This window comes from Streptococcus mitis, assembly GCF_002096925.1.
Lineage (GTDB): Bacteria > Bacillota > Bacilli > Lactobacillales > Streptococcaceae > Streptococcus > Streptococcus mitis_AF.
On the sequence record NZ_NCVN01000011.1, the window covers coordinates 20,522 to 45,590 of the forward strand.

The following is a 25,069-nucleotide window of genomic DNA, read 5'->3' on the forward strand; positions in this document are numbered from 1 at the left end:
ATACTAACCTCCATCAAAAAAGTCCTCACACAAAAAACTTGTGTGAGGACGTCGATGCGCGGTACCACCTCAATTATAGGGAATTCCCCTATCGCTCTGTCTCGCAATAACGAGATGCACTGTAAGGTGTGCTCACCGAATTTTTATGATTTCAAATTCTAAATAACATTCAGCCCAATTTTCATCATCATCACTTATCTGTTTTCAGCTACCACAGACTCTCTAAAAAGTTTGAATGATTACTTTTCTGAATGGTTAAATTATATCATTTTTCAACTACTTGTCAAGACTCTTTTAGCATTTTTTTGAACTATTCAAAAACTTCCCCTATAGAAAAGAGGAAGCTTGATAGGTATCAGCCTGAATTACGCAATCCTGTTGCAATTCCGTTGATGGTTGTATGGATTAATTTTTCTTGATCGCTTGATAATTCTCCTCGACGTTGACGTTTAATCAACTCCAACTGGATATAGTTGAGGATATTAAAGTAAGGCATACGGTAATCCAAACTGGCTTTTAGATATGGATTTTCAGCCAAAAGTTCGTCATACCCTTCGATAGCCAAGATAACTTCCTTGGTCACTTGCCATTCATTTAAAATAGTCTCATAGATTGCTTTTACTTGATCATCCTCACACAGTTTGGCATATTCAAAAGCAATGTTCATATTTGATTTTGACAAGACCATATCAACATTTGAAAGGAGCGATTGGAAGAAAGGCCAATTTTGGTACATATCTCGTAAGATAGCAATATTCTCTGGATTTTTATCGATAAATTCCTTGAAGCTTGAACCAACCCCATACCAGCCAGGGAACATGACGCGACTTTGCGACCATGAGAAGACCCAAGGGATAGCTCGCAAACCACCGATTTCAGTAATAGTCTTACGAGCGGCTGGACGAGAACCAATATTAAAGCTTGAAATAGCCTTGATTGGACTTGATTCGAAGAAATAATCATAAAAATGATCATTTCCAAAGACCAAATCACGGTAGATATCGTAACTACGGTCCACCACTTGATCCATAATAGCTTCGTAACGATTTGAGGTATTGGTATCGCTCTTCTTCTGAGTAATCATACGGTTAATGGCTGCTGAAACCAACATTTCAAGATTATAGTAGGCAGCGTCTTTGTTACCGTATTTATTCCCAATTACTTCACCCTGCTCCGTCAAACGGATACGATCCTTGATAGACTTAAGCGGTTGAGATGTGATGGCTTCATAGGTTGGTCCACCACCACGACCAACAGTCCCACCACGACCATGGAAGAAGGTAACCTTAACGCCAAATTCATCTCCAATAGCAGTCAATTGTTGTTGAGCCTTGTAGAGGGTCCAACATGATGATAGATAACCACCATCTTTATTACTATCAGAGTAACCAAGCATGATTTCTTGGTAGTTATTGCGTGAAGCAATCCATTTCTTAGCAAGAGGAAGTGAAAGGTATTCTCTCATGGTTTCTTCTGAGTGGTCCAAGTCCTCAATTGTTTCAAAGAGAGGAACAATTTGGACACGGGCTCTTTCTTTATCAACTAACCCTACTTCTTTTAGCAAGATAGCCAATTCCAACATGTCTGATACGCTGGTTGCATGTGAAATGATGGTCTGACGAATGACATCATCTCCCAACTTATCTTTCAACTTACGAGCAGCCTTAAAGATTGCTAATTCTTTTTCAAGTAACTCTGATTTTTCAACATGAGTGGCAGAAAGAATACGTGGATCTTCCTCTAATTCTTTCAAGAGAAGCTGGCATTTTTCTTCTTCACTGAGTTCGCTATAATGAGAATGAATACCCGCTGATTTCAAGAGTTCAGCTACACAGGCTTCGTGAACACTAGAATCTTGACGCATGTCTATAGATGCCAAATAGAAACCAAAAATTTCAACTGCCTGAATCAGCTCAACAAAATCACCAGAAATCAGTGCTTCACCCTTGTTTTCCAAGAGGGAATCACGAATGGTAATTAAGTCCTTATAAAAATCATTAGCTGTTTCATAGCGAGCACCAACTTCCTTATCCTCAATCAGATAGGTTTTTGTTGCTTGGATTTTTGATTGAATATCAAACAAGGCACGACGATACAGCTCTTTTTCACGATAAATAGAGTTGTCCTTGGATTGACGAGCCATTTCTCTAACTTGCTTGCTTACATTGACAATACTGGTTGAGAGAGAGAATTCACGATAAAGTTGGTAAATCTTTTCATCATAGTAGTTCATGATGACTTCACACTGAGTCATAGCAGATTGTTTCAAGGTATCTGCTGTAACAAAGGGATTCCCATCACGGTCTCCACCAATCCACATTCCCATGGTAATTGGTTTAGGATGTTTTAACTCCAAGCCATGTTTTTTAGCCAGACGCTTGTACTCAGCAGTCAAATGAGGAACTGCCTTCAGGAATGAACTATTGTAGTATTCCATAACATTCGTGATTTCATTGGTTACTTTCAATTTCTTTTCACGAATCATGTCTGTCTGCATGATAATCTCAATGTAACGACGGAGATCATTATGCCATTTTTCCTTATTAATCAATCCTAATTTCACATCACGATACTTACGCAAAAGGGTATGGATATGATTGGTCAAATCCAGCATACTCTTACGTTGTACTTGTGTTGGATGGGCAGTCAAAACAGGGACAACATTCAAGTGTTCTAGAATTTCAACCGCATTTTCTTTTTCTGCAACCATTTTGATCGTTGCCGATAATTTCCCAAGATAATCTTGATCGATATTATTTTGGTGGTTGATTTCATAGGCCAAATCCACATCTTCTGAAATATTAATCAAGAGAGGCAAGATAGAGAAATAGCGTGAAATATAAGCCATTTCATCATTTGACAGACTCGTAACCAATTGGTTCAAGCCTTGATAATCTTCTTGAGTTGATAATTCTTTCAACTCCATGATTTTTGCAAAAGTCTCTGGGGCAAGCATATTTTTAGTGATATCTTCTAACAATTCTGTTAAAATCAATACTTCTTCTTGCACGACAGCTTTATTACTATAGTTTTCTAATTTTTGAAGAGACATAGGTAATCCTTTCCACTATCAACTCTACATATAGTTTGATGAGTGAGCTTCTAACTCCTCATATAATTGGGCACGTTTTTCACTTGCATCAATATTTAAGACAAAGGCGATGGCTACAGACAAGACTAGGAGACTGTTCCCTCCTTGTGATAGGAATGGGAAGGTTACTCCTGTCGAAGGAATAATGCCAGAAATTCCACCGATATTGACAAAGACCTGTACCAGCATCATCCCCCCAACTCCAATCGCCATCATGGAATTAAAGGGATTCTTAGCACGAATACCGACTAGGATAATCCGCAAAATCAGGAAAAAGACAAGGGCTAAAATCAAGCTGGCTCCCACAAATCCAAACTCTTCAATGACAATTGAAAATACAAAGTCTGTATGGGCCTCTGGTAAATAACCACGTTTTTCAATTGAATTTCCTAATCCTAGACCAAACCAACCACCATTTACCATGGCAAAGTAGGAATTTGCAAGTTGGTGGCCTGCTCCTGCCAAATCAGCAAAGGGATTAAAGTAGGCACTGAAACGCTTGGCCACGTAACCAAATACTGGAACTTTTGAAAACTTATCAACCCCAATTACAGAAATAGCTGATAGAGATAGGGCTGAAACTCCAAATAAAACACCGATAAAGACTATAAACCAACGATGAGCAATTCCACTAACTGTATACATAATCAAGGCAACCAGAGCTAGGATAGTAGCATTCCCCAAGTCTGGGAAAATAGCCAAACTTCCTATCATGACAAGTAGGACAAAACGCCAATCATTAAAAGCACGAGGAATCCATTGATTTTGAGTTAAAACTTGAAAATCATAAATACCAATTTCATCCTGTTGTTTTGAAAAACGTTGAGCCAAGTACCAGACAATGATAATCTTCAAATACTCCGCTGGTTGAATGGTCAAAGGTCCTACTGAAATCCAACCATAGGCTCCATTGACTGGCGTACCAATTAAGCGAGCCAGAGCCAAAAGAATCAGCTCAACAAACATAACAATAAATAAGAGTCGTTCTTTTCTTAAAAAATTCAATTTCAGCTTATATATCAAGGCAATCAATATTAAACTAAGTATCCAAAACATTCCCTGACTTCGAACCAATTGGAGGGCACTTTTACCTTCTTCGATAAGAATGGCACTGGTTGTAGAATAAACTACAATCAAGCCCAAAATTGATAAAAGTAAGTAAGGAACTAGAATAGAATAGTTTAATAGGTGCCTCTTACTAATCTTCATAGTATCACCAATCTAATGAGAACAAAAGAAATTATTCCCAAATTCCGTTTATTTTCTAGTTTTGATTGCTATTATACCATTTTTTCCGAAAGAAAAAAACTCTTACCATTAAGATAGAAAGATTTTCTCATAAGAAAAAGAGCACTTGGCTCTTTTCTGTTTTATTCTTTTGAAGAACTGCTTGAGCTTGAATCTCCACCACCGATGTATTGAGTAAAGATATTTTGGAAGGCTTGGTCTTTAACCTTGATGTTGGCTGCTTGCAATTCTTTTCCGATAATGCTTTGAACAAATGATGCGTCATTTTGTTTTTGAGTCAAGATAACAGTTTTTAATTTTTCTTTGTAGTCATCAATATTAGATGATTTTTCCGTTTTCTTAGTGAGTTTTACAATATAATATTGACTGCTGTAGGCTTGTGTGCCAGTAGCTGTAATGACATCAGAAATTCCGTTAACATCCAAGGCAAAAGCTGCTTTCTTAACTTGATCTGGTACTTCTGTTGAAGCTGAATCAAAGGTGATTTCTCCACCGTTCGCTTTCGTTTTCTCATCTGTTGAGTTATCTTTGGCTAGTTGAGCGAAATCTGCGCCACTTGCCTTAGCTTTTTCAAGAATTTCTTTGGCCTTGTCTTCATTGTCCAAACGGATAATTTGAGCCGTTACATCTGGAGTGTACTCGTCAAAAGCCTTCTTGTAAGCATCGTCTGTCAATTCAGCTTCTGCTGCTTTTTTAACTGCCAACTCAACTAATTTACTAGTACGAATTTGCGCTTTACGTGTTTCAAGAGTCATTCCTGCTTGTGATAAGACACGTTGGTAGTTTTCACCATATTGTTTCTCTTCTTCGGCAATAGTATCGTTGACTTCTTTGTCATCTACTTCTGAACCGTATTGTTTCTCAAATACTTTTTGGATAGTCAAGTTCAACAACACTTGTTGGGCTGAAGGATTGCTTTTCACTTGCTCATAAAATTGATGTTCTGTGATAACATCTCCTTTCATGCTGATAAGGTCTGCCCCTTCTGAACCTTTCGAACAAGCTGCTAAAGTTGCTACTGATAATAGTGTAATGGCACCTGCCAATAGTTTTTTCTTCATGTCTACTCCTTTGAGATAAGTGTTACCCTATCTATTTTACTATATTTTCTTAAATTTTTCTGAAAATCATTCGCTGTCAGGCAATTGAACATCTGCTACATTTTTACGAAGCATGAGGATGCCGTCACCCAGAGGTACTAATGTTGCAGTGAGTCCTGGATTGTCTAAGGTTGCATCAAATAGTCTTTGAAGGCCTCTGTAAATAGTTCGCTGGCCACGACGGACTTCCATAATATCCTTAGCAACATCACCACCTTGGAAAATATCATCCAAGACAACCACACCACCAATTTCCAAATGTTTGAGGATTTCTGGCAAAAAGACGATGTATTTAGACTTGGCTGAATCCATAAAGACGAAATCATAGGACTCTGTCAAGGTAGATAAGATATCTACCGCATCTCCTTCTAGGAGCGTGATTTGCTTGCGACTGTCAAACTGGGCAAAATTTTCCTTGGCAAAACCAATCATTTCTGGATTGCGGTCAATGGTTGTAATCTTGGCCTTTGGCGCATGTTCCGCCATCAAGAGGGCTGAAAAACCGATAGCCGTCCCAATTTCCAGAATGTTTTTAGGTTGTATGGTTTCCATGAGAAAACGGAAATAAGCAACCGTTTCATGGGGAATAATGGGAATATTTTCCTTGCGGGCAAAGTCTTCCAATTCTTTCAAAGATCCTGTGACTTGCTTTTGGCGCTGACGCATCAAGTCCACAATTTCTTCCTTGACAACAGGGCGACGCATGTTATGGTTGGCATTTTTACTATACGATTCAACCATCTTATGCCAATCCCAATTTTTCAACAAGGGCTTCAAACTCATTCAAACGACGTTCAAAGACTGCAAAGGCATCGTTGAGATAGTCTTCCTTCTCCATATCAACACCAGCTTTTCTCATGACATTAAGTGGATAGTCAGACTTACCTGCCTTGAGATAGTCGATATAGCGGTCACGGTCTTCTTGACTACCATGGACAATCTTTTCAGCCAGAGCTGAGGCTGCTGCAAAGCCAGTTGAATATTGGTATACATAGTAGTTATAGTAGAAGTGTGGAATGCGAGCCCACTCGTATTGGATTTCAGGATTGTCTTCCTTACTCAAACCATAATACTCTTGGTTCAAGTCTGCGTAGAGTTTATTTAGGAAATCACTTGTCAAGACTTCACCATTTTGATCCGCTTGGTGAATCGCGTGTTCAAACTCAGCAAATTGAGTTTGGCGGAAAACTGTTCCACGGAAACCATCTAGGAAGTTATTGAGAATAGCAAAGCGCGTTGCATCATCTTCCACTTCTTCCAATAATTTCTCCGTCAAGATATTTTCATTGGTAGTTGATGCAATCTCAGCCAAGAAGATAGAATAATCCCCGTAAACATAAGGCTGAGTTTCGCGAGTATAGCTAGAATGCATACTGTGACCTGTTTCATGAACAAGAGTAAAGAGATTGTCCAGATTGTCCTGCCAGTTAAGGAGCATAAAGGCATTGGTATCGTAAGAACCACCAGAATAGGCACCTGAACGCTTGCCTTGGTTTTCGTAAACATCAATCCAACGCTCGCTGAAGGCACGTTTAACACGGCTCAAGTAATCCTCACCCAAGACTGACAAGGCTTCTTCTGCTTTTTTCAAGGCTTCTTGGTAGGTAAAGCTATATTCAACAGATGAAAGCGGTGTGTAGACATCGTACATCTTGAGGTCTGAAATCCCCAAAATCTTTGAACGAAGCTCAAGGTATCGATGCAAGAGTGGCAAATGCTTGCGAACTGCTGCTACCAAATTGTCATAAACACTCTCTGGAACAAAATTGACCGCTAGGGCTGCATGACGAGCACTCTTATAGTTGCGAACTTTGGCACGGTAGTTTTGCACCTTAACATTAGTTTGCAAGGTTTTGGCATAGGTATGTTGGAATTGTTCATAAGTCGCATAAAGAGCTTGATAGGCACCACGACGCACCTCACGATTTTTAGACTCCATCAAACGTGTGTAAGTCCCATGAGATAGCTGAACTTCCTTACCATCATCGTCAAGAACATAAGGGAACACAATATCCGCATTGTCCAAGATAGCGAAGGTTTCACTTGCCGAACCAAAGATTTCACCAGCTCCAGCTAATAATTCTTCTTCACGTTGTGAAAGAACGTGATCCTTGCCTTGCAAAAGCTTATCAAAATAGTGTTGATAAACCTGCAATTTTGGCTGAGCTTCTAAAAAGTCAGCATACTGCTTTTCACTGATTTCCATAAATTCAGGTTCATAGAATGAAAAGGCTTGGTCTAGCTGGCTATAGAGAGTCATGGCCTTGGCATAGTACTCTTGGTACTTGGCTTCACGTGTGTCTTGGTCATTCTTCATATGAGCATAAACGTAAAGCTTCTCCATTTGGCGTTCCATTTCAAGAGAAAATTCAGTAATTTCGAGTAGGCTATCCGCACTATCCAAGAGATGGCCTTCATACTGGGCTACTGTCTCCAATTTTTCTGTTAAATCTTTTAAGGCTTCTTCCCAAGCCTGGTCAGTTGGGTAAATCGTTGATAGATCCCATGTATCTTTTTCATTTATTTCATGTCTTTGTAATACCATTAGATTCCTCCATCCTTTCTATTCTACCATATTTTTCAAGAAATATTGCTGATAAAAGGCTGGTGGATAGAGCTTTTGCCAATCATTTTGAGGATTTTGTTGGTAATAGGTGTAAAAGTGCTGATAATAGTTGGTCAAATCTTGCTCAATCTGGAAAAATTTGCCTACTAGTGGCCGAATTTGTGGATACCATTCTTTTAGTCCATAAGTCAGGAGATTTTCTCCCTTTTGATAGGCTTCTGCTTGTTCTTTCATCCAATAGGGATTTTGGTAATACAGTTGTTGTCGAATATAGCGACAGATGTCCTTGTCCTGAGAAACTGTAAAATGAGAAATTTTTTGTTTCTTATAGGGAAGACGCAATATTTCCAGTAAACCAGCTTGACCATAGGGAAATTCCTTGATTTGATAATGGAGTTTACCTCGAAAATCTTGGTGAATCAGGTATTTGAGTCTCAAAACTTGTTTTTCCTTGTCTAATTCCCAAACATAAAAGCCCATATTTTGACTGAAATAGAGAAAACCTTGTTGCAGACGGGTTAAGCGGTCTTTGAGCCACAGTTTTTGACCCAGCAACCACAGTACTTGGTACCCCTGACTACGATAGCCCTCACTGCGCTCTTTAAGAACTTTTTGAGGCAGAGGACTACACTGAACTTCTAGAGCTAGATTGCCATTTACAAACACATCCGCAATCTGTTTAAGCTCTGGAAGGGGATGTTCTAATTGTACCTCTGTCTCTTTTTTCAACCACTGATAGAGGACTTCCTTATTTGTCAAGTGTTCTGGGCTTTCATTTTCAAATGAAAAATCACAGTCTTTTAAAGATTTATGGGCAAAATGGGTCCGTACACTTGATCCTTGACGCAAACGGAGCTGACCTCCACAAGCGGGGCAGGTATATGCTTGTTTCTCGAGCCTATCCTCTAACACATTTACCAACTGTCCCCTAGCATCTCTCGCAACAAACATGATTTTCCTCCTTTTCTATATTATTCGTAAAAATTAATAATCGTATTTTTAATTATCGAAGATGCGAACTAAGATATTAGGAAAGTCAAATTAATTTCTAACAATGCTTCAGAAGTCATGTCCTACTATTCCAGTTTCGATACCTTATATAATTGACAAAGAAACAAAATCTCCTAGCAATCAATGGACTACTAGGAGATTTTTTAAGAAATTCTATATAAGCTATAAAATCAAATACAAATTTTACTAAAAGATTAGATTAGTTCATATATAAATTATACTTCTTCATCTTCTTTACGACGACGGCCTACAAGACCTAGACCAAGTACTGCACTTGCGGCAGCTGCTACCATAGCTACAGTAGAATCTGCTGTACCTGTATTTGGCAATTCTTTAGATTCTTTACGCACATTTGCTTTAACTGCTACTGTTGGGGTTACAGCTTCAATTGCTGCTATACCGTCTGTTTGAGCTGTTGCTACTCCTGCATTGTCCGTTGCTGCGTCAATTGCTTGATTTGCTTTTGTTGCTGCGTCTTGTGCTGCTTGTTTAGCCGCATCTTTTTCTTCTTTCGTTGCGTTTGGAGTACCTTCAAGTGCTGTTAATTTTTCTGCTAATTTTTTCGCTACTTCAGCTTTAGCCGCTGCTTTAACTGCTACTGTTGGGGTTACAGCTTCAATTGCTGCTATACCGTCTGTTTGAGCTGTTGCTACTCCTGCATTGTCCGTTGCTGCGTCAATTGCTTGATTTGCTTTTGTTGCTGCGTCTTGTGCTGCTTGTTTAGCCGCATCTTTTTCTTCTTTCGTTGCGTTTGGAGTACCTTCAAGTGCTGTTAATTTTTCTGCTAATTTTTTCGCTACTTCAGCTTTAGCCGCTGCTTTAACTGCTACTGTTGGGGTTACAGCTTCAATTGCTGCTATACCGTCTGTTTGAGCTGTTGCTACTCCTGCATTGTCCGTTGCTGCGTCAATTGCTTGATTTGCTTTTGTTGCTGCGTCTTGTGCTGCTTGTTTAGCCGCATCTTTTTCTTCTTTCGTTGCGTTTGGAGTACCTTCAAGTGCTGTTAATTTAGCTTTTTTAGCCTTATCAACTTCTAATTTAGCTTGAGCTTTTTGAAGCAACAAAGTCTGGGCGTTAATATCTGCTTGATTTTTTCGATTCGCTATTTCTACATTGTTAGTTTCTTCATTCAATATTTCTTGAGCCTTAGCTAATTCTGCTTGATAAGCAGTCCATGCTTCAGGTGTATAATCGATTTGATTTAATGTTGCTACCTTAGCTGCCTCTGCCTGCAGATCAGCTTTATACATATTAATCTTAACTGTTTGTTGTGCAACTGTATCACTACCTGTTTTTTTAGTTCCGTTATCAATCAGATTTCCTGAAGTTTGATAAGAAACTGTCCCCTCCAATTGTTTTTCAATTGGTTTGTTAGTTGGCAAACTAAAAGTATACGTTAAAGTCTGTTCTCGTTTAGGGTCTAAATTGTTAAAACCAAGGGTCAAACTAGTTCCATTTAGTTGGGCCGAGCTTGTACCTGTTGTTCCCACTAATGTTGCACCTTCTGGCAACTCAACTCTATACTGATTATTTGTAGAAGTTGAGAATCCTTTATTAACAACTTTTACAGTCACAGTAGTATCCACAGTAGTAGAAGTAGCAGAAGTAGCTGTAGATTCATAAGTAGTCTTCACAACTTCAGATACAAGATAAGAACCGCTAGCCACACGAACATTACTTACAACTCCTCCTGCATTCTCATTAGATGATATAGCTGGTTTATTGAAACTACTATCATAGCTATGATTTTCTGTACTTCTATTAAGAGCTGTTTCAAATTGAAGTCTTAATTTTGTTAAGCCTTCAGGAACATTTACAAGAACGGACATTTCTCCCATCGGAGTACCAGCATAACCTTTTTCATACCGACCTAGTACAGCTCCTGTTTCTGGATTTTTAACAACTAGTCTTGCTCCATTATTACCACTATTTATATTTACCGTTGTCCCTCTCCAAGTTACCTTCACCTCTTGGCCACCCACTACATCAATATCTTGATAAATAGGACCAAATTCAGGTTTTGGACTACCACTCCACGATTCTCTTCCTGGATATACTGCTAAAACAGCTCCTATTCCAGAACCTCTGTCACCCGGAAAAGCATCTCCATATTGAGATGCTTTCGCAGTCCAAATAAGAGGAACTGTTGTTGTTGTTGAATTAACAGGTTTCCATCCTGTTAATTTACTTATATCGTTCTTGACAGTAATAGGATCTGATGTTGCAGTTGGAAGTACTGCTCCTTGGCTAGTATCATTAAAATTACCATTTACAATAGCTACATTTGTTGCATTCGTAGCTAGGGGATCTGTGCTTGTTACAGTGCTAGGAGTTGAATCTGTACGGAATGGGTTATTTGTATCCAACGCTTTCCCATTACGTTCATCTCTAGAACCTGAGTTTGCAATAGAATTAGACTCCAAAGTCTTCTCTGCGCTGGTAAGTTTTTTACCTTCACTTAACTTATCAGTTGTATTATCTAATGGTTGTTCTTTTTTCTTTTCAGATTTTGTTTGCAATTTTGATGTCGCTGTAATTAACTTTCTATATGCTGCAGTTAATTCAGTTTGAGTTGTTGCAGTGCTTAAAACAGTTCTTGATTCGTCTAAGATAGTTCTAAGATTATTAACGCTTTCTTCTGTCTTAGTAGCATATGTTCCTTTAGCAAACTTGCCATCAATCTCTTTGATTAAATCTGTTAATTCTTTCTTATCTAGAGTCTCCACCTTCTGGGGTGCTGATTCTGGAGAGGGACTATTTTCAACTGTTGAAGGTTGAGTATTTGTCTCTACTGTTGCAGCAGGACTAGTGGCTACTGTATTACCTTCATAGTTACCATTCTGGGCATTCAGTTCTTTAGGTTGCGGTGCTAGTGTCTCCCCATTAGTTGAAGGCACGCTTTGCTCTGCAGCATATACTCCTCCATTTCCTAAAAACATGAAAAACGCAGCTACTGCGACACTAGCTGCACCAAAGCTGACTTTACGAATAGAAAAACGTAATTGCTTTTCACGATCGTGTTTACCTTTATGAAACATCTAAATTTCCTCCAAAATAAATATTTGTATCAAAACTATATTACAGTATTACTTTAATAATGCAATATACCTTTTTTCATGTTTTCTGACCAATTATAATTTTTATGCGTATATATATATATACGCATAAAAGTGCTTTTGTTCTATAATTATAGCGATTCTTGAAATAAAAATTACATTGTCAGAAATATTAAATTTTCACAACATTTATAAAAAGGTTGGATATTTCCCCAACCTTCATTCATGTTTATTTGATTTTTTTAGCTAGCATGGTCGCAAAGCGTAGTTGAATACGATTGCCATTTTCATCGCGACGGTGTAAATGGCCTGGATTTTCATTGTACTTGACCAAGTCCCAATCCTTGTAATAGTCTGCCAATTCCCCTTCTTTAAAGGTGAATGGGAAGTTCACTGAGCAAGGATAATCCTCCGTGTCCATGGCACAAACAATAAGATTGTAGCCACCAACAGTAGTTTTCTCCTGCATATTTTTGATAATTGCAGGAATGCGGTCTGCTTGCAAAAACATCAAAACAACTGTCGATACGATGAAATCATAAGCTTGCCCAATACTGGCTGAATTGATATCATAAAGACCAACAGGCATATCTAGGTCTTCCTGCTCAACAATGCTTTGCAAGATTTCAAGGGCCAGTTCATTTTGATCCACAGCTGTCACATCAAAACCTTGTTGGGCTAGAAAGAGTGCATTACGCCCCTGACCACAGCCCAAATCCAAAGCTTTCCCTGGTTTTACTGTCCGCATTGCCTCTAGGACCTCTGAATGAACAGGATTGGTATTGTATTTTTTAGGGAAATAATCCTCAGGTTTACAATAAAATTCTAAATACCATTCTACATCGTCTGTAGCAGCCTCCACTCGGTGCCAAGCTTGAGGTTGTGCCATGGGATTGTCGGCTCCTGCTTCAAAGAGGTGCTCAGCTAAAACCTCACCATCTTCTGTCAATTCAATAAACTTGAGAGCTCCCTTCAAGACAGTAATTTTCCCCCAAGTCCCAACCTTGGTATTGTGTTTCTGCTGAACAGCCTCTGGCATGGTTTCTTTAGTCCACAAGGGCATACGTTTATAGGCAACTAGTTTTTCCATTTTCATTTCCTCTTTTTATCGCTGATTAACAGCTTTCATAACACGCGCAATATCGCGGTTTTGCTCACGTCGTTTGATAGACTCCCGTTTATCATAGTCATGCTTCCCTTTAGCTAAACCTAAAAGGAGTTTAGCGTAACCATCTTTGATATAGACTTTAAGGGGAACCAGGGTCATTCCTGTCCCTTTGGTCTCTTGTTCCAATTTTTGGATTTGTTTCTTATGGAGCAGGAGTTTACGACGGCGTTCAGGTTCCTGGTTCCAGATATTTCCCTCTTCGTAAGGCGCGATATGAACATTGCTCAACCAAACTTCCCCATTTTTTACTTGGGCAAAGCCGTCCTTGAGATTGATTCGAGCAGCTCGCACACTCTTGATTTCAGTCCCAGTCAGGACCATCCCTGCCTCTAGCGTATCTACGATTGTATAGTCGTGGCGTGCTTTTTTATTTTGCGCGACGACCTTTCCCTCGCCCTTTGCCATGCTTGGCTCCTTTCTTAGCTACTTCCTTGTAAAAAGGTTTCTTTCCTTTTTTCTTCTTATCTTTTGACGAATGCTTGCGCTTATCATTTGAGCGTCCTGATTTTCTCTTATCTTCCTTCTTATCTGAACGACGACTTGAACCACGCCCTCTATCATTACGATTAGACTGTTTCAAGCCTTTTTCAATCACATCAAACTCACTTGGGATATATGAGAAGTCAATTTCACCCGTCATCTTGTCGGCTCTTTCAACGCGAATGCGAATCTGCTGACCTACACGGAAAGTTGTTCCTGATTTCTCTCCACGAAGGGTTAAATCACGCTCATTGAAATGGTAAAACTCAGGTAGATTTGTGATGTGAATCAAGCCTTCAACCGTGTTTGGCAATTCAACAAAGATACCAAATTTAACGATGCTGGATACAACAGCATCGTACTCTTCACCCACGTATTCTTCCATGTACTCAGCCTTTTTCATGGCTTCGACTTCACGCTCGGCCTCGATAGCACGACGCTCACGATTGGAAGACTGGGTCGCAATCTCTGGAATCACTTGCTCAAAATGCTCTGCTATTTCCTTAGAACGGCCGTAATCCCGAATCATACGGTGAACAAGAAGGTCTGGATAACGACGAATCGGACTAGTAAAGTGAGTGTAATAATCAGCCGCTAATCCATAGTGGCCGTGATTGTGCTCCGAATAGCGAGCCTGCTGCATAGAGCGAAGAAGCATCATGGACAATACATCTGCATAAGGTTCTCCCTCAACAGCACGCATGATGTCTTGAAGGGCCTCCTGGCTAATCTCACTGGCAGTCCCATAAATGCGCAAGCCAAAGCTCGAAGCATAATCAATAAACTTCTGAACCTTTTCAGCCTTGGGCTCCTCGTGGATTCGATAAATAAAAGGCAAATCCAGCTTACTAAAATGCTCAGCAACTGTTTCATTGGCCATCAACATAAAGGACTCAATCATGCGCTCGGCAACACCACGCTGACGAAGAACGATATCAACAGGCTTACCTTGCTTGTCCACTAAAATCTTCGCTTCGTTGGTATCGAAATTGAGTGCTCCACGTTTCACACGCATGTTTTCTAAAGTTTCATGGAGTTTGGCCATGAGTTCGATACTAGGGACAATTTTCTGATATTCTTGTCTCTTTTCCTTATCTCCAGCTAGGATATCATTGACATCACTGTAGGTCATCCTGAAGCTAGTCTTGATAACCGTTTGTGTGATGGTGTAGTTGACTACACGACCATGTTTATCAATCTCCATAATGGCAGACTGGGTCAGGCGGTCAACTTGAGGATTGAGGGAGCAGATACCATTTGACAGTCGTTCTGGAAGCATTGGGACCACACGGTCTGTCACATAAACAGAAGTCGCACGATTAAGGGCTTCCTTATCAAGGGCAGACCCCTCGGTCACATAGTAGGAAACATCTGCGATGTGAACACCAAGCTCCAGATTTCCATTTTTCAAGGCCTTGATATGCACCGCATCGTCCAAGTCCTTGGCATCCGCGCCATCAATGGTGAAGGTAATCTCATCTCTCAAATCCAGACGGCCTTCCATATCCTTTTGAGACGGAGCATCAGGAACACTTTCTGCTTCCTTAAGAACAGCCTCTGGAAACTCTGAGACAATGTCCATTGATTCCAAGACCTCAAGAACATCAATTCCGACATCCGTTGAATGCCCAACCACATCGAGGACACTAGCGACAAAGAAATCATGTTTCTTGCTTGGGTATTTGTCGATAAAGACCTTGAGAACTTCTGTTCCTTCTAGTTTTAGAGCTGGTTTCTTAACATAGATTGGTTGACTGATTTTCTGATTTTTTGAACGAATGTAACCCGCATACTTGGGCTTTTCCTGATCCAGAACGATTTGTCCGACAACAGTTGTCAAACTGTGTTCTAGGATATCAATAATTTTGGCTTCTGCTGCTGTTCCCTTATTGCGGTCAGCAACTTTCTTAATCACTACCTCGACAGTATCACCATCAATAGCATAGTTGACATCATTTTTCCCTACAAAAAGGTCGTCCTCTTCCCCTTCCAGACTAACAAAGCCAAAGCCATTTTTATGGGCATGAAAAATCCCCTTGAGAGTAATCTCATGTTTTTTCTTGACTTCCAAAGTCAAAGTTCCATCTTCTTCAAAGCGAATCTGGTGCTTTCTTTCCATTAGGGACAAGGTTTTAATCAACTCACGAAAATCCTTGGAACTGTCTTTTCCCAAAGCCTGAGCCAAGCCATTTACAGTTACCTTTCCCTTATCTTGTAAATATTCTTTTATTCTATCTTTCATATTTTCTTTCTAGATTTTTTATTTTCTTTTACTGTAAAACCTTCTCAAATATCTTTTAAAAATAAAAAGAGGCAAAGACCTAGTCCTGCCCATTATTTTCTTATCTACTTGATAATACCGTCAATGCTAAGGCAATGGCTAGCCAGAAAAAGACTAAAATCCCTGTCAAACGCTGCATTACAGCTTCAAAACCGCGTGCTTTACTGCGTTCAAACAAATCACCTGAGCTGGCATCAAATACATTGCTGGATTGGTTTTTGGTTGGTTGCATGAAAATCGCAATCACAATCACAACAGATAATACTAATAAAATGGTTAATAATAGGTTATACATATCAAACTCCTTAAAATCCCTATTATTTTACCATAAAATCTACTTAGATTCAAGATGTAGGGTTACTTTTCTTTCCTTGGGACAATACTTTAAAACCTCAATCTTGTCTGGATGGGTTTTTGAGTTTTTACTGGTTAGGTAATTGATGCTGCCACAAGAGGAGCATTTGAGATTAATTTTTACTCGCACTAGATTTCCTTTACTTTTAATAATGTTCGAAATTGAAGCAGGTTAAAGAGACAACTAAAGGCAACACAAAGACTTGTCGCATAAAAGACTGCATGGTAGCCAAATTGACCTGCTACTGCAGAACCTGCCATAGGCCCAACGACACCTCCCAGATAAAAGAATACCTGATTGAAGGCAAAGACCCTCGAAATACCAGTTTTGGGCGTCATCTTGCTTAGAAGGGCATTAACTCCAGGAATCAAGGCACCGGTTCCCAATCCAAAGAGGAAACGATAGAGTCCTAGTTGAAGCGGGCTAGAGGCATTGGCACAGAGGAGATAGATGATGACTGAATAAAACTGGGCTACAACCAAGAGGCGATGGTTGCCCACCTTGTCACCTAGCTTTCCCATGACTCCTGCACTCATCATACTGGAAAAGCCCATACTGGATACAATCAAACCAGATACAAAAAGAAGATTCTCTGTCTGGCCTAAGTCGCGTACATAAAGAGCCAAAATAGGGCCAATTGATTGGGCTGAAAATTGAATGACAAAACTGGTTAGAAAGAGGTTAACCAAGAGATAGGGGTATTTAACTGATGTAAACAATTCCTTTGTTGGGATGGCCTTTTCCTTGGCTACTGGTTGAAAATCTTCCTTGATAAAGCAAATAGTTAAAACAGCAGCTAAGAATAGAAAACTACCAACTAGTAAGAAAACAGTACGAATGCCAAATAATTCTGCAATAAATCCCCCGATAAAGGGACCAGTTAGAGTACCTGCAACTACGCCTGTAGACAAAGTACCTAAGGCAGTTCCTGATTTCTCCTTGGGAACCTGACTGGCTATCAAGGCCGTTGCATTGGGAACAAAACCCGCAAATACACCATTCAGTAAACGAAGAAAGATTAACCAATAGATATTTGGCACAAAGGCCAAACCTCCCATAGTAATGGTCATGGCCATGCCTGCTCGAATCATCATGGGCTTTCGACCGTATTTGTCAGCAAGAATACCCCAGATAGGAGAAAAGAGCGCCGCAGAAATAGCAGAGACAGAAATAGCTAAGCCTGCATAAAAAGCGACTTGCTCACTCCCTACACCTAGATTTTCCACAAAGATGGGCATAAATGGCACAACCAAAGAAATACTGGCTCCTGTCAGAAAATTACCAAACCAGGCAATGCGCAGATTATCCTTCCAGTTAATCTCTGTCATCTTGCCTACCTCCCTCAAGCAGGGAGAATACCTGAGTAAGAAGCTGGTCTTGATTTCCATTGTTGTTTAAAACATGGCTGGCCAAATCTTTCTTTTTTTCTAAAGGCCACTGGGCTGCCAGACGAGACTCAGCTTCATCTTTGGACAAGTGGTCTCTTTTCATTAAGCGTTCTACTTGGACATCTCGGTCGACATAGACCAACCAAGTCTCATCAAACCAAGAGACGTAGTCCTGCTCAAAAAGTAGGGGAATATCCATGAAGAAAATCTCTTCTGTCTGAGCCAACTGATCTCTTAATGTAGCTAGTTCCTCACGGATAATCTCTCCTTGGATTTGCTTAGACCATTCTCGTTCTTCAGGATTTGAAAAGATAAGACTAGCTAGAAGAGGGCGATTAAGTTCTCCGTTTTCTAATATAATTTCTTGACCAAAGTGCTGGATTAGAGCCTGAAACAGACGACCACTAGGTTTCTGTAGTTGGTGGACGACTGCATCGGCATCCACCACTTGAAAGCCTTGCTTTCTTAGAAAATTTGTCACAGTTGACTTGCCAGAGGCAATTCCACCTGTGATTCCGATTATTTTTCCCATCAGCCCCTCCTTTGGCACTGAGGACAAAAGTGAGTTCCTCGTCCACCTAGTTGGATTTTCTCAATGATGGTGCCACAACGTGAACATCCTTGACCAGCCTTGTCATAGACCTGATGAAAGTCCTGCATGGTTCCATCTTCCCCAAAGGCATTGGTATAGGTCCGAATGGTGGAACCACCTTTTTCAACAGCCTGTCCCAATACAGCAATGGTCTGGTCATGAATCACTGAAGCTTCTTCTGCCGTCAAACTCTGTGAAGGTCTAGCTGGATGAACCTGAGCTCGCCAGAGAACCTCATCCACATAGATATTGCCAAGTCCAGCTACCAAGGTCTGGTCTAGGAGATGGGATTTGATAGGCTTTTTGGACTTGGCAAGGGCAGCTTGAAAGACCGGCACATCAAAGTCCTGTTCGCTTGGTTCAGGACCTAATTTTTTAGAAATAAAGTAGGCGTCTAAAAGGTCTGGAGCCAAGAGTTCCATAGTACCAAACTTGCGTACATCCTCATAAACAAGCGTGCCACCATCCTCAAACTGGAAGAAAACATGGGCATGCTTGCGTTCAGGAACCTGGTCTGGATAGTAAAAATACTTGCCTTCCATGCGCAAATGGGAAATCAAAACTTTATCTGTCAGGCAGAAAAGCAAATATTTACCACGACGTCCCATTGACTCAACAATCTGACCAGGCACTTCCTTTTGAAACTCGTCCAAATCTGTCTTAATCATCTTGGGATAGCGAATTTCTATACTCGAAATCTTCTTACCCAAAATCAATTTTTCTAAGCCACGACGAACGGTTTCAACCTCAGGTAATTCAGGCATAAGTCCTCCTTCTGTAAAAACAAGAAGCAGGCATGAGCCCACCTCTACTTAGTATTCTTTTTCATTATAGCCAAAGTCAGCCAAATCTAGCTTTTTGTCGCGCCAGTTTTTCTTGACCTTGACCCATGTTTCTAGGAAGACCTTATCTCCTAGCATCAGTTCGATATCACGACGGGCCATGCTACCGATTTTCTTAAGCATAGCACCACCTTTACCGATGATAATCCCTTTTTGGCTATCTCGCTCGACCATGATGGTTGCACGGATATGAACCTTGTCTGTCTCTTCATCTCGTTTCATAGAATCCACTACTACTGCAACAGAATGCGGAATTTCTTCACGAGTTAGGTGCAAGACTTTCTCGCGAACCATTTCTGAAACCAAGAAACGCTCTGGATGGTCTGTAATTTGATCAGACGGGAAATATTGGAAACCTTCGTCCAAATTTTCACTCAAAATATCCACTAGACGAGAGACGTTATTTCCCTGAAGGGCTGAGATTGGAACGATTTCCTTAAAGTCCATCTGATTTCGGAAATCATCAATCTGAGACAAAAGCTGGTCTGGGTGAACCTTATCAATCTTGTTCACCACCAGAATAACAGGAACCTTAGCAGCCTTGAGACGCTCGATAATCATATCGTCCCCCTTACCACGCGCTTCATCAGCAGGCACCATAAAAAGAACAGTATCCACTTCGCGAAGGGTACTATAGGCAGACTCAACCATGAAATCTCCGAGAGCTGTTTTAGGCTTGTGAATCCCTGGTGTGTCGATAAAGACAATTTGCTCCTTATCAGTCGTGTAAATTCCCATAATTTTGTTGCGCGTTGTCTGCGCCTTGTCACTCATAATGGCAATCTTTTGCCCCATGACATGATTTAAAAAAGTTGACTTCCCAACATTGGGACGTCCTAAAATGGCTACAAAGCCTGATTTAAAAGTCATAATTTCCTCTTGATATTTAAAATAATAAATCCCAGATTCGTGGGAGAAAAATCAATGCGCCTGTTAAGGCTGCGAAAAGAGAGACCACTAATACCGCGCCAGCCGCCATATCCTTGGCATTTTTAGCCAGCATAGAAAAGTGATAGTGACTGGCCAAATCCACCACATTTTCAATAGCAGAATTGATAATTTCAAAAGCTACTACCAAGAAAATGCTCAATAGGAGAAAGAGCCATTCGATTCGTGACACCTGAAAAACCAAACCTGCAAGAATGACTACAAGAGCCGTCACTGCATGTTTTCGCATATTGCGTTCTTCCTTGATGGCAGTAAAAATTCCTGTGAGAGCAAATTCTAAACTGGATATCAGGTCACGATTTTTCCATTTTCGTTTATTGTCTTGTGAGTCCATAGGCTGTCAAAATTTCTTCTTGTAAACCGAACATCTCCGCTTCTTCTTCCGGAGTGTAGTGATCATAGCCGTTGATATGTAAAAAGCCGTGTACTGCCAAGAAGCCCATCTCACGCTCAAAGCTATGGCCATATTCCTCGGCCTGCTCATGTGCCTTATCGATAGAGATGAAAAGTTCCCCAATATAGGCATCAAACTCAGACATCATCTCTGCCAATTCTGGATTTTCAAGTAAATCCTCTTCGTCAAAGGCAATTTCCCACTCTGGCTTATATTCAAGGCTGATAACATCTGTCGGACGGTCTGTGTCACGATACTCTAGATTGAGTTCATGACTACGCTCATTAGTCACAAAGGTAACTGCCATCTCCTTGTCTTCTTTGCCTAATTTTTGGGCTGCAAATTCCAAAATCTCTTGGGTTTGTTGCAACATTTCTTTTGAAACTTGACCAGTTTCATCTACCATTTCAATATACATGTGCTTCTCGTTTCTCTTTACTTGGCTTTATTATACCACATTTCCATGATTTTATTCTACCTTTTTGATATAATACTATGGAATACAATCACAAGGAGAGAACGATGTCATTTGACGGATTTTTTTTACACCACATGGTTGAGGAATTGCGAAGAGAGTTAGTGAATGGTCGCATTCAGAAAATCAATCAGCCTTTTGAACAAGAGTTGGTCTTGCAAATCCGCAGCAATCGCCAAAGTCATCGCCTGCTCCTTTCTGCCCATCCAGTTTTTGGACGCATTCAGCTGACCCAAACAACTTTTGAAAATCCAGCCCAACCTTCTACCTTTATCATGGTTTTGAGAAAGTATTTGCAGGGTGCCCTGATTGAGTCGATCGAGCAAGTGGAAAATGACCGTATTGTGGAAATGACAGTTTCCAATAAAAACGAGATTGGAGACCATATCCAGGCAACCTTGATTATCGAAATTATGGGGAAACACAGTAATATTCTACTGGTTGATAAGAGCAGTCATAAAATCCTCGAAGTTATCAAACACGTCGGCTTTTCACAAAATAGCTACCGCACCTTGCTTCCTGGGTCTACCTACATCGCTCCGCCAAGTACGGAATCTCTCAATCCTTTTACAATCAAGGACGAGAAACTCTTTGAAATCCTACAAACACAGGAAACGACAGCTAAAAATCTTCAAAGCCTCTTTCAAGGTCTGGGACGTGATACGGCAAATGAATTGGAAAGCATACTGGTTAGTGATAAACTATCTACTTTCCGTACCTTTTTCCATCAAGAAACCAAGCCATGCTTGACTGAGACTTCCTTCAGTCCAGTTCCTTTTGCAAATCAGGTGGGAGAGCCTTTTGCCAATCTTTCTGATTTGTTGGACACCTACTATAAGGACAAGGCTGAGCGTGACCGCGTCAAACAGCAAGCCAGTGAACTCATTCGCCGTGTTGAAAATGAACTTCAGAAAAATCGACATAAGCTAAAAAAACAAGAAAAAGAGTTACTAGCGACAGACAATGCTGAAGAATTTCGCCAAAAAGGGGAATTGCTAACAACCTTCCTCCATCAAGTGCCTAACGACCAAGACAAGGTTATCCTAGACAACTACTATACCAACCTACCTATCACGATTGCGCTTGATAAGGCCTTGACTCCCAACCAGAATGCCCAACGCTATTTTAAACGGTATCAGAAACTCAAAGAAGCTGTCAAATACTTGACTGATCTGATTGAAGAAACCAAGGCAACCATTCTCTATCTGGAAAGTGTGGAAACTGTTCTCAATCAAGCTGGGCTGGAAGAAATCGCTGAAATCCGTGAAGAATTGATTCAAACTGGCTTTATCCGCAGAAGACAACGGGAGAAAATCCAGAAACGCAAAAAACCAGAACAATATCTAGCAAGCGATGGCAAAACCATCATCTATGTAGGACGCAATAACCTGCAAAACGAGGAGCTAACCTTTAAAATGGCCCGCAAGGAGGAACTTTGGTTCCATGCCAAGGACATTCCTGGAAGCCACGTTATCATTTCAGGAAATCTTGACCCATCTGATGAAGTCAAGACAGACGCAGCAGAACTTGCAGCCTACTTCTCTCAAGGTCGCCTGTCAAATCTGGTGCAGGTAGATATGATTGAAGTCAAGAAACTCAATAAACCAACTGGTGGCAAACCAGGCTTTGTCACTTACACAGGACAAAAGACCCTCCGTGTAACACCAGACCCAGAAAAAATCGCATCCATGAAAAAATCCTGATTTTACTTGGAATCAGGATTTTCTTTTACATTTTACTCTGCAATCAAGGTTTCTAAACCAACCTTCATCATATCGGTAAAGGTATTTTGGCGTTCTTCTGCAGTTGTGTCTTCATCTGGATTGACCAAACTATCCGAAATAGTCATGATAGCAAGCGCGTCAACATGGTGTTGGGCTGCCAGATAGTAAAGAGCTGCTGCTTCCATTTCCACAGCCTTGACTCCCCATTTACCAAGCTCGATGTTCTTTTCAAAATAGTTTGAGTAAAAGACATCTGACGACAAAACGTTCCCAACGTGGGTGGTCATACCAAGTACTTTGGCAATATGGTAGGCCTTATCTAGCAAATCAAAACTAGCGATTTGTGGGAAATCGTACTGTGGCCAGTCGTTGCGGATGATGTTTGAGTTGGTTGCAGCAGCCTGTGCCAAGACCAATTCACGAACGTGAACATCTTCATTCAAAGAACCAGCTGTTCCCACACGGATCAATTTTTTCACGCCGTAGTCAACAATCAACTCACGCGCATAAATCGAAATAGATGGCATCCCCATCCCAGTTCCCATAACAGATACACGGTGGCCCTTGTAAGTACCAGTGTAACCAAACATGTTACGCACTTCGTTAAAACAAACAGCATCTTCAAGGAAATTCTCCGCAATAAATTTCGCACGAAGAGGATCCCCAGGAAGAAGAATTTTATCAGCAATTTCACCCTGCTGAGCAGCAATATGGATAGACATAATTAAGATATAAAGGGCGACGGAGAACAAAGTAAAAATAGGAAACTGACGAAGCACCTCAGATGCTAGACAGTTTATCTTTTTTACACAGTTCTCCGCCCGTATTCAGTTCAATGAATACAGTTAACCCATCCTTTCTTTTATTGTTATGAAAAGTTTTCCGCTCGTGTTCAAATCAAAACACACGCTCTACATTTCTTTATTCAAAATGTTATATTTCGCACTTAGACATTTAACCTCTGTATAAGTCTTTTTTGATTACAATTCTGCAAGAATCGCTTTAAGCAAGCCCTTGAAGTCACCTTTGACACGTTCGGTTACTTCTACAACTTCTTCGTGGTTGAGTTCTTCTTGGAAACCAGCGGCAAAGTTAGTAATACATGAAATACCGAGAACTTTCAAGCCAGAGTGGGCTGCAACAATCACTTCAGGAACAGTAGACATACCAACTGCATCTGCTCCCAATGTCTTATAGGCACGAATTTCTGCTGGGGTTTCATAAGTCGGACCTGTTACACCAATATAGACACCTTCATCAAGCTTGATACCAAGTTTCTTAGCCACTTCATGGGCAGTAGCACGATATTCTGGAGTGTAGGCTTTAGACATATCTGGGAAACGTGGACCAAAATCATCCAAGTTTTCACCCATCAATGGGTTTTGCCCCGTCATATTGATATGGTCTGAGATAGCCATCAAGGTACCAGGCCCAAATCCAATACCTCCAGCTGCATTGGTTACAATGACACCTTCACATCCGAGCACTTTCATCACGCGAACTGGGAAAGTCACGACTTCCAGAGGATTTCCTTCGTAGAAATGGAAACGCCCTTGAAGAGCCAAAACCTTGCGCCCTGCCAGTTCCCCATATACTAATTTACCAGCGTGACCGACTACTGTTGAACGGCCCCAGTTTGGAATCTCAGCATAGTCTACTACAACTGGATTTTCAATTTCTTCTGCCAGTTCTCCAAGGCCTGATCCAAGGATTAGACCAAACTCAGGCGCTTGGATTCCCTTGTCTTTCAGGAAAGCAGCTGTTTCATTGATTTTGTCTAAAAATGTCATTGTGTGTCTCCTTCATTATTATTTTTAAGCATTTGACCGATTTTGTCAAAAGTTTTAGCATTGCGAATGGTGATGTTGCGATAAAAAGGCATCTTGAGCAAGTACTTATGATAGGCAGTTGCATAGTAGGATTCCTCAGAGAATTTCCCCCAGAAAATCCCAAGTCTTCCAAAATGAACCACTTCATCTTTCAGTTCTAAACTTTCAACTTTCTCAATGACTTGCTCCACATCCAAACCCTCCGTGTAGAAAAGGACATCTTTTCGTGCCAAGTCTTCGTTCCACCAAGCTGGTAGATTCTCCACTTCTGCTTCATAGTCTTCTTGACTCAGTAAAGAAAAGCTCTGAATAAATGGATAATGGACTGCAAAGAAAGTCTCTAACTTTTCAACCAATTGGGCTTTGGGATCTGTCGAAGTAAAGAAAATATTGCCACTGTTGATGTAGGTCTCAACCTTTTCCAGTCCCAACTTTGTCAGTTCTTGACGAAGTTGCGCCATAACAACCTTATTTTTCCCACCGACATTAATGCCCCTAACCAGTAAAGCATAGCGCGTCAT

Annotated in this window: 22 protein-coding genes and 1 other annotated feature; of the genes, 1 reads left to right on the top strand and 21 read right to left on the bottom strand. The window is 40.5% G+C overall.

What is annotated here, in order from left to right; translation table 11 throughout:
- Nucleotides 1-41: 41 nt before the first annotated feature.
- Nucleotides 42-259 (bottom strand) — a binding site (T-box leader).
- Nucleotides 260-355: 96 nt separating this feature from the next.
- From ppc to ybeY, 18 genes are all read right to left on the bottom strand, one after another.
- Entirely contained in the window at nt 356-3,052 is a 2,697-nt protein-coding gene (ppc, locus tag B7692_RS02960) for a phosphoenolpyruvate carboxylase (protein ID WP_000058154.1), read from the bottom strand.
- A 24-nt stretch (nt 3,053-3,076) separates the two neighbouring features.
- On the bottom strand, nt 3,077-4,300 hold the full coding sequence (gene ftsW / locus B7692_RS02965; RefSeq protein ID WP_049491796.1) for a cell division peptidoglycan polymerase FtsW: 1,224 nt from the start codon (nt 4,298-4,300) through the stop codon (nt 3,077-3,079).
- 161 nt (nt 4,301-4,461) lie between these two features.
- On the bottom strand, nt 4,462-5,400 hold the full coding sequence (prsA, locus tag B7692_RS02970; RefSeq protein WP_084929850.1) for a peptidylprolyl isomerase PrsA: 939 nt from the start codon (nt 5,398-5,400) through the stop codon (nt 4,462-4,464).
- Between the two features lie 66 nt (nt 5,401-5,466).
- The gene (locus B7692_RS02975; RefSeq protein WP_004241675.1) at nt 5,467-6,180 is read right to left on the bottom strand and encodes an O-methyltransferase; all 714 of its coding nucleotides are present in this window, start codon (nt 6,178-6,180) and stop codon (nt 5,467-5,469) included.
- Between the two features lies 1 nt (nt 6,181).
- Nucleotides 6,182-7,984 (bottom strand): oligoendopeptidase F, encoded by a 1,803-nt coding sequence (gene pepF, locus B7692_RS02980; protein ID WP_084929851.1) that lies wholly within the window; start codon nt 7,982-7,984, stop codon nt 6,182-6,184.
- Nucleotides 7,985-8,002: 18 nt separating this feature from the next.
- Nucleotides 8,003-8,956 (bottom strand): competence protein CoiA, encoded by a 954-nt coding sequence (locus tag B7692_RS02985; protein WP_084929852.1) that lies wholly within the window; start codon nt 8,954-8,956, stop codon nt 8,003-8,005.
- Nucleotides 8,957-9,231: 275 nt separating this feature from the next.
- Complete coding sequence (locus B7692_RS02990) at nt 9,232-12,054, bottom strand: SasC/FmtB family protein (protein WP_084929853.1); 2,823 nt, start codon at nt 12,052-12,054, stop codon at nt 9,232-9,234.
- 247 nt (nt 12,055-12,301) lie between these two features.
- On the bottom strand, nt 12,302-13,162 hold the full coding sequence (gene tehB, locus B7692_RS02995) for an SAM-dependent methyltransferase TehB (RefSeq protein WP_084929854.1): 861 nt from the start codon (nt 13,160-13,162) through the stop codon (nt 12,302-12,304).
- Nucleotides 13,163-13,177: 15 nt separating this feature from the next.
- The gene (gene smpB / locus B7692_RS03000) at nt 13,178-13,645 is read right to left on the bottom strand and encodes an SsrA-binding protein SmpB (RefSeq protein ID WP_001051750.1); all 468 of its coding nucleotides are present in this window, start codon (nt 13,643-13,645) and stop codon (nt 13,178-13,180) included.
- Nucleotides 13,608-15,962 carry a ribonuclease R gene (gene rnr / locus B7692_RS03005; protein ID WP_084929855.1) on the bottom strand — a complete coding sequence of 785 codons (2,355 nt, stop codon included), beginning with the start codon at nt 15,960-15,962 and terminating at the stop codon, nt 13,608-13,610. Before rnr ends, smpB begins: the two co-directional genes overlap by 38 nt.
- A gap of 100 nt (nt 15,963-16,062) precedes the next feature.
- Nucleotides 16,063-16,296 carry a preprotein translocase subunit SecG gene (gene secG, locus B7692_RS03010; RefSeq protein ID WP_000282517.1) on the bottom strand — a complete coding sequence of 78 codons (234 nt, stop codon included), beginning with the start codon at nt 16,294-16,296 and terminating at the stop codon, nt 16,063-16,065.
- Nucleotides 16,297-16,335: 39 nt separating this feature from the next.
- A complete protein-coding gene (gene rpmG, locus B7692_RS03015) occupies nt 16,336-16,485 on the bottom strand; it encodes a 50S ribosomal protein L33 (RefSeq protein ID WP_001809104.1) in 150 nt (49 codons plus the stop codon).
- On the bottom strand, nt 16,485-17,684 hold the full coding sequence (locus tag B7692_RS03020) for a multidrug efflux MFS transporter PmrA (RefSeq protein ID WP_084929856.1): 1,200 nt from the start codon (nt 17,682-17,684) through the stop codon (nt 16,485-16,487). The genes rpmG and B7692_RS03020 overlap by 1 nt, the downstream gene beginning before the upstream one ends.
- The gene (gene coaE, locus B7692_RS03025; RefSeq protein ID WP_084929857.1) at nt 17,671-18,276 is read right to left on the bottom strand and encodes a dephospho-CoA kinase; all 606 of its coding nucleotides are present in this window, start codon (nt 18,274-18,276) and stop codon (nt 17,671-17,673) included. The genes B7692_RS03020 and coaE overlap by 14 nt, the downstream gene beginning before the upstream one ends.
- Nucleotides 18,276-19,100, bottom strand: coding sequence for a DNA-formamidopyrimidine glycosylase (gene mutM, locus B7692_RS03030; RefSeq protein ID WP_084929858.1), 825 nt, complete (start codon nt 19,098-19,100; stop codon nt 18,276-18,278). Before mutM ends, coaE begins: the two co-directional genes overlap by 1 nt.
- A 48-nt stretch (nt 19,101-19,148) precedes the next feature.
- Nucleotides 19,149-20,048: a GTPase Era gene (gene era / locus B7692_RS03035; RefSeq protein ID WP_000143264.1), complete on the bottom strand. Its 900-nt coding sequence runs from the start codon at nt 20,046-20,048 to the stop codon at nt 19,149-19,151.
- 16 nt (nt 20,049-20,064) lie between these two features.
- Nucleotides 20,065-20,460 carry a diacylglycerol kinase family protein gene (locus tag B7692_RS03040; RefSeq protein ID WP_000378170.1) on the bottom strand — a complete coding sequence of 132 codons (396 nt, stop codon included), beginning with the start codon at nt 20,458-20,460 and terminating at the stop codon, nt 20,065-20,067.
- Nucleotides 20,441-20,938, bottom strand: coding sequence for an rRNA maturation RNase YbeY (gene ybeY, locus B7692_RS03045; RefSeq protein WP_084929859.1), 498 nt, complete (start codon nt 20,936-20,938; stop codon nt 20,441-20,443). The genes B7692_RS03040 and ybeY overlap by 20 nt, the downstream gene beginning before the upstream one ends.
- Before the next feature lie 104 nt (nt 20,939-21,042).
- On the opposite strand from ybeY, the gene pavA reads away from it, so the two are divergent.
- Nucleotides 21,043-22,698 carry an Rqc2 family fibronectin-binding protein PavA gene (gene pavA, locus B7692_RS03050; protein ID WP_084929860.1) on the top strand — a complete coding sequence of 552 codons (1,656 nt, stop codon included), beginning with the start codon at nt 21,043-21,045 and terminating at the stop codon, nt 22,696-22,698.
- 32 nt (nt 22,699-22,730) lie between these two features.
- On the opposite strand, the gene deoD is transcribed toward pavA, so the two are convergent.
- From deoD to B7692_RS03065, 3 genes are all read right to left on the bottom strand, one after another.
- Nucleotides 22,731-23,441: a purine-nucleoside phosphorylase gene (gene deoD / locus B7692_RS03055; protein WP_084929899.1), complete on the bottom strand. Its 711-nt coding sequence runs from the start codon at nt 23,439-23,441 to the stop codon at nt 22,731-22,733.
- A 258-nt stretch (nt 23,442-23,699) separates the two neighbouring features.
- On the bottom strand, nt 23,700-24,509 hold the full coding sequence (locus B7692_RS03060) for a purine-nucleoside phosphorylase (protein WP_084929861.1): 810 nt from the start codon (nt 24,507-24,509) through the stop codon (nt 23,700-23,702).
- On the bottom strand, nt 24,506-25,069 hold the full coding sequence (locus B7692_RS03065; protein ID WP_084929862.1) for a DUF1697 domain-containing protein: 564 nt from the start codon (nt 25,067-25,069) through the stop codon (nt 24,506-24,508). Before B7692_RS03065 ends, B7692_RS03060 begins: the two co-directional genes overlap by 4 nt.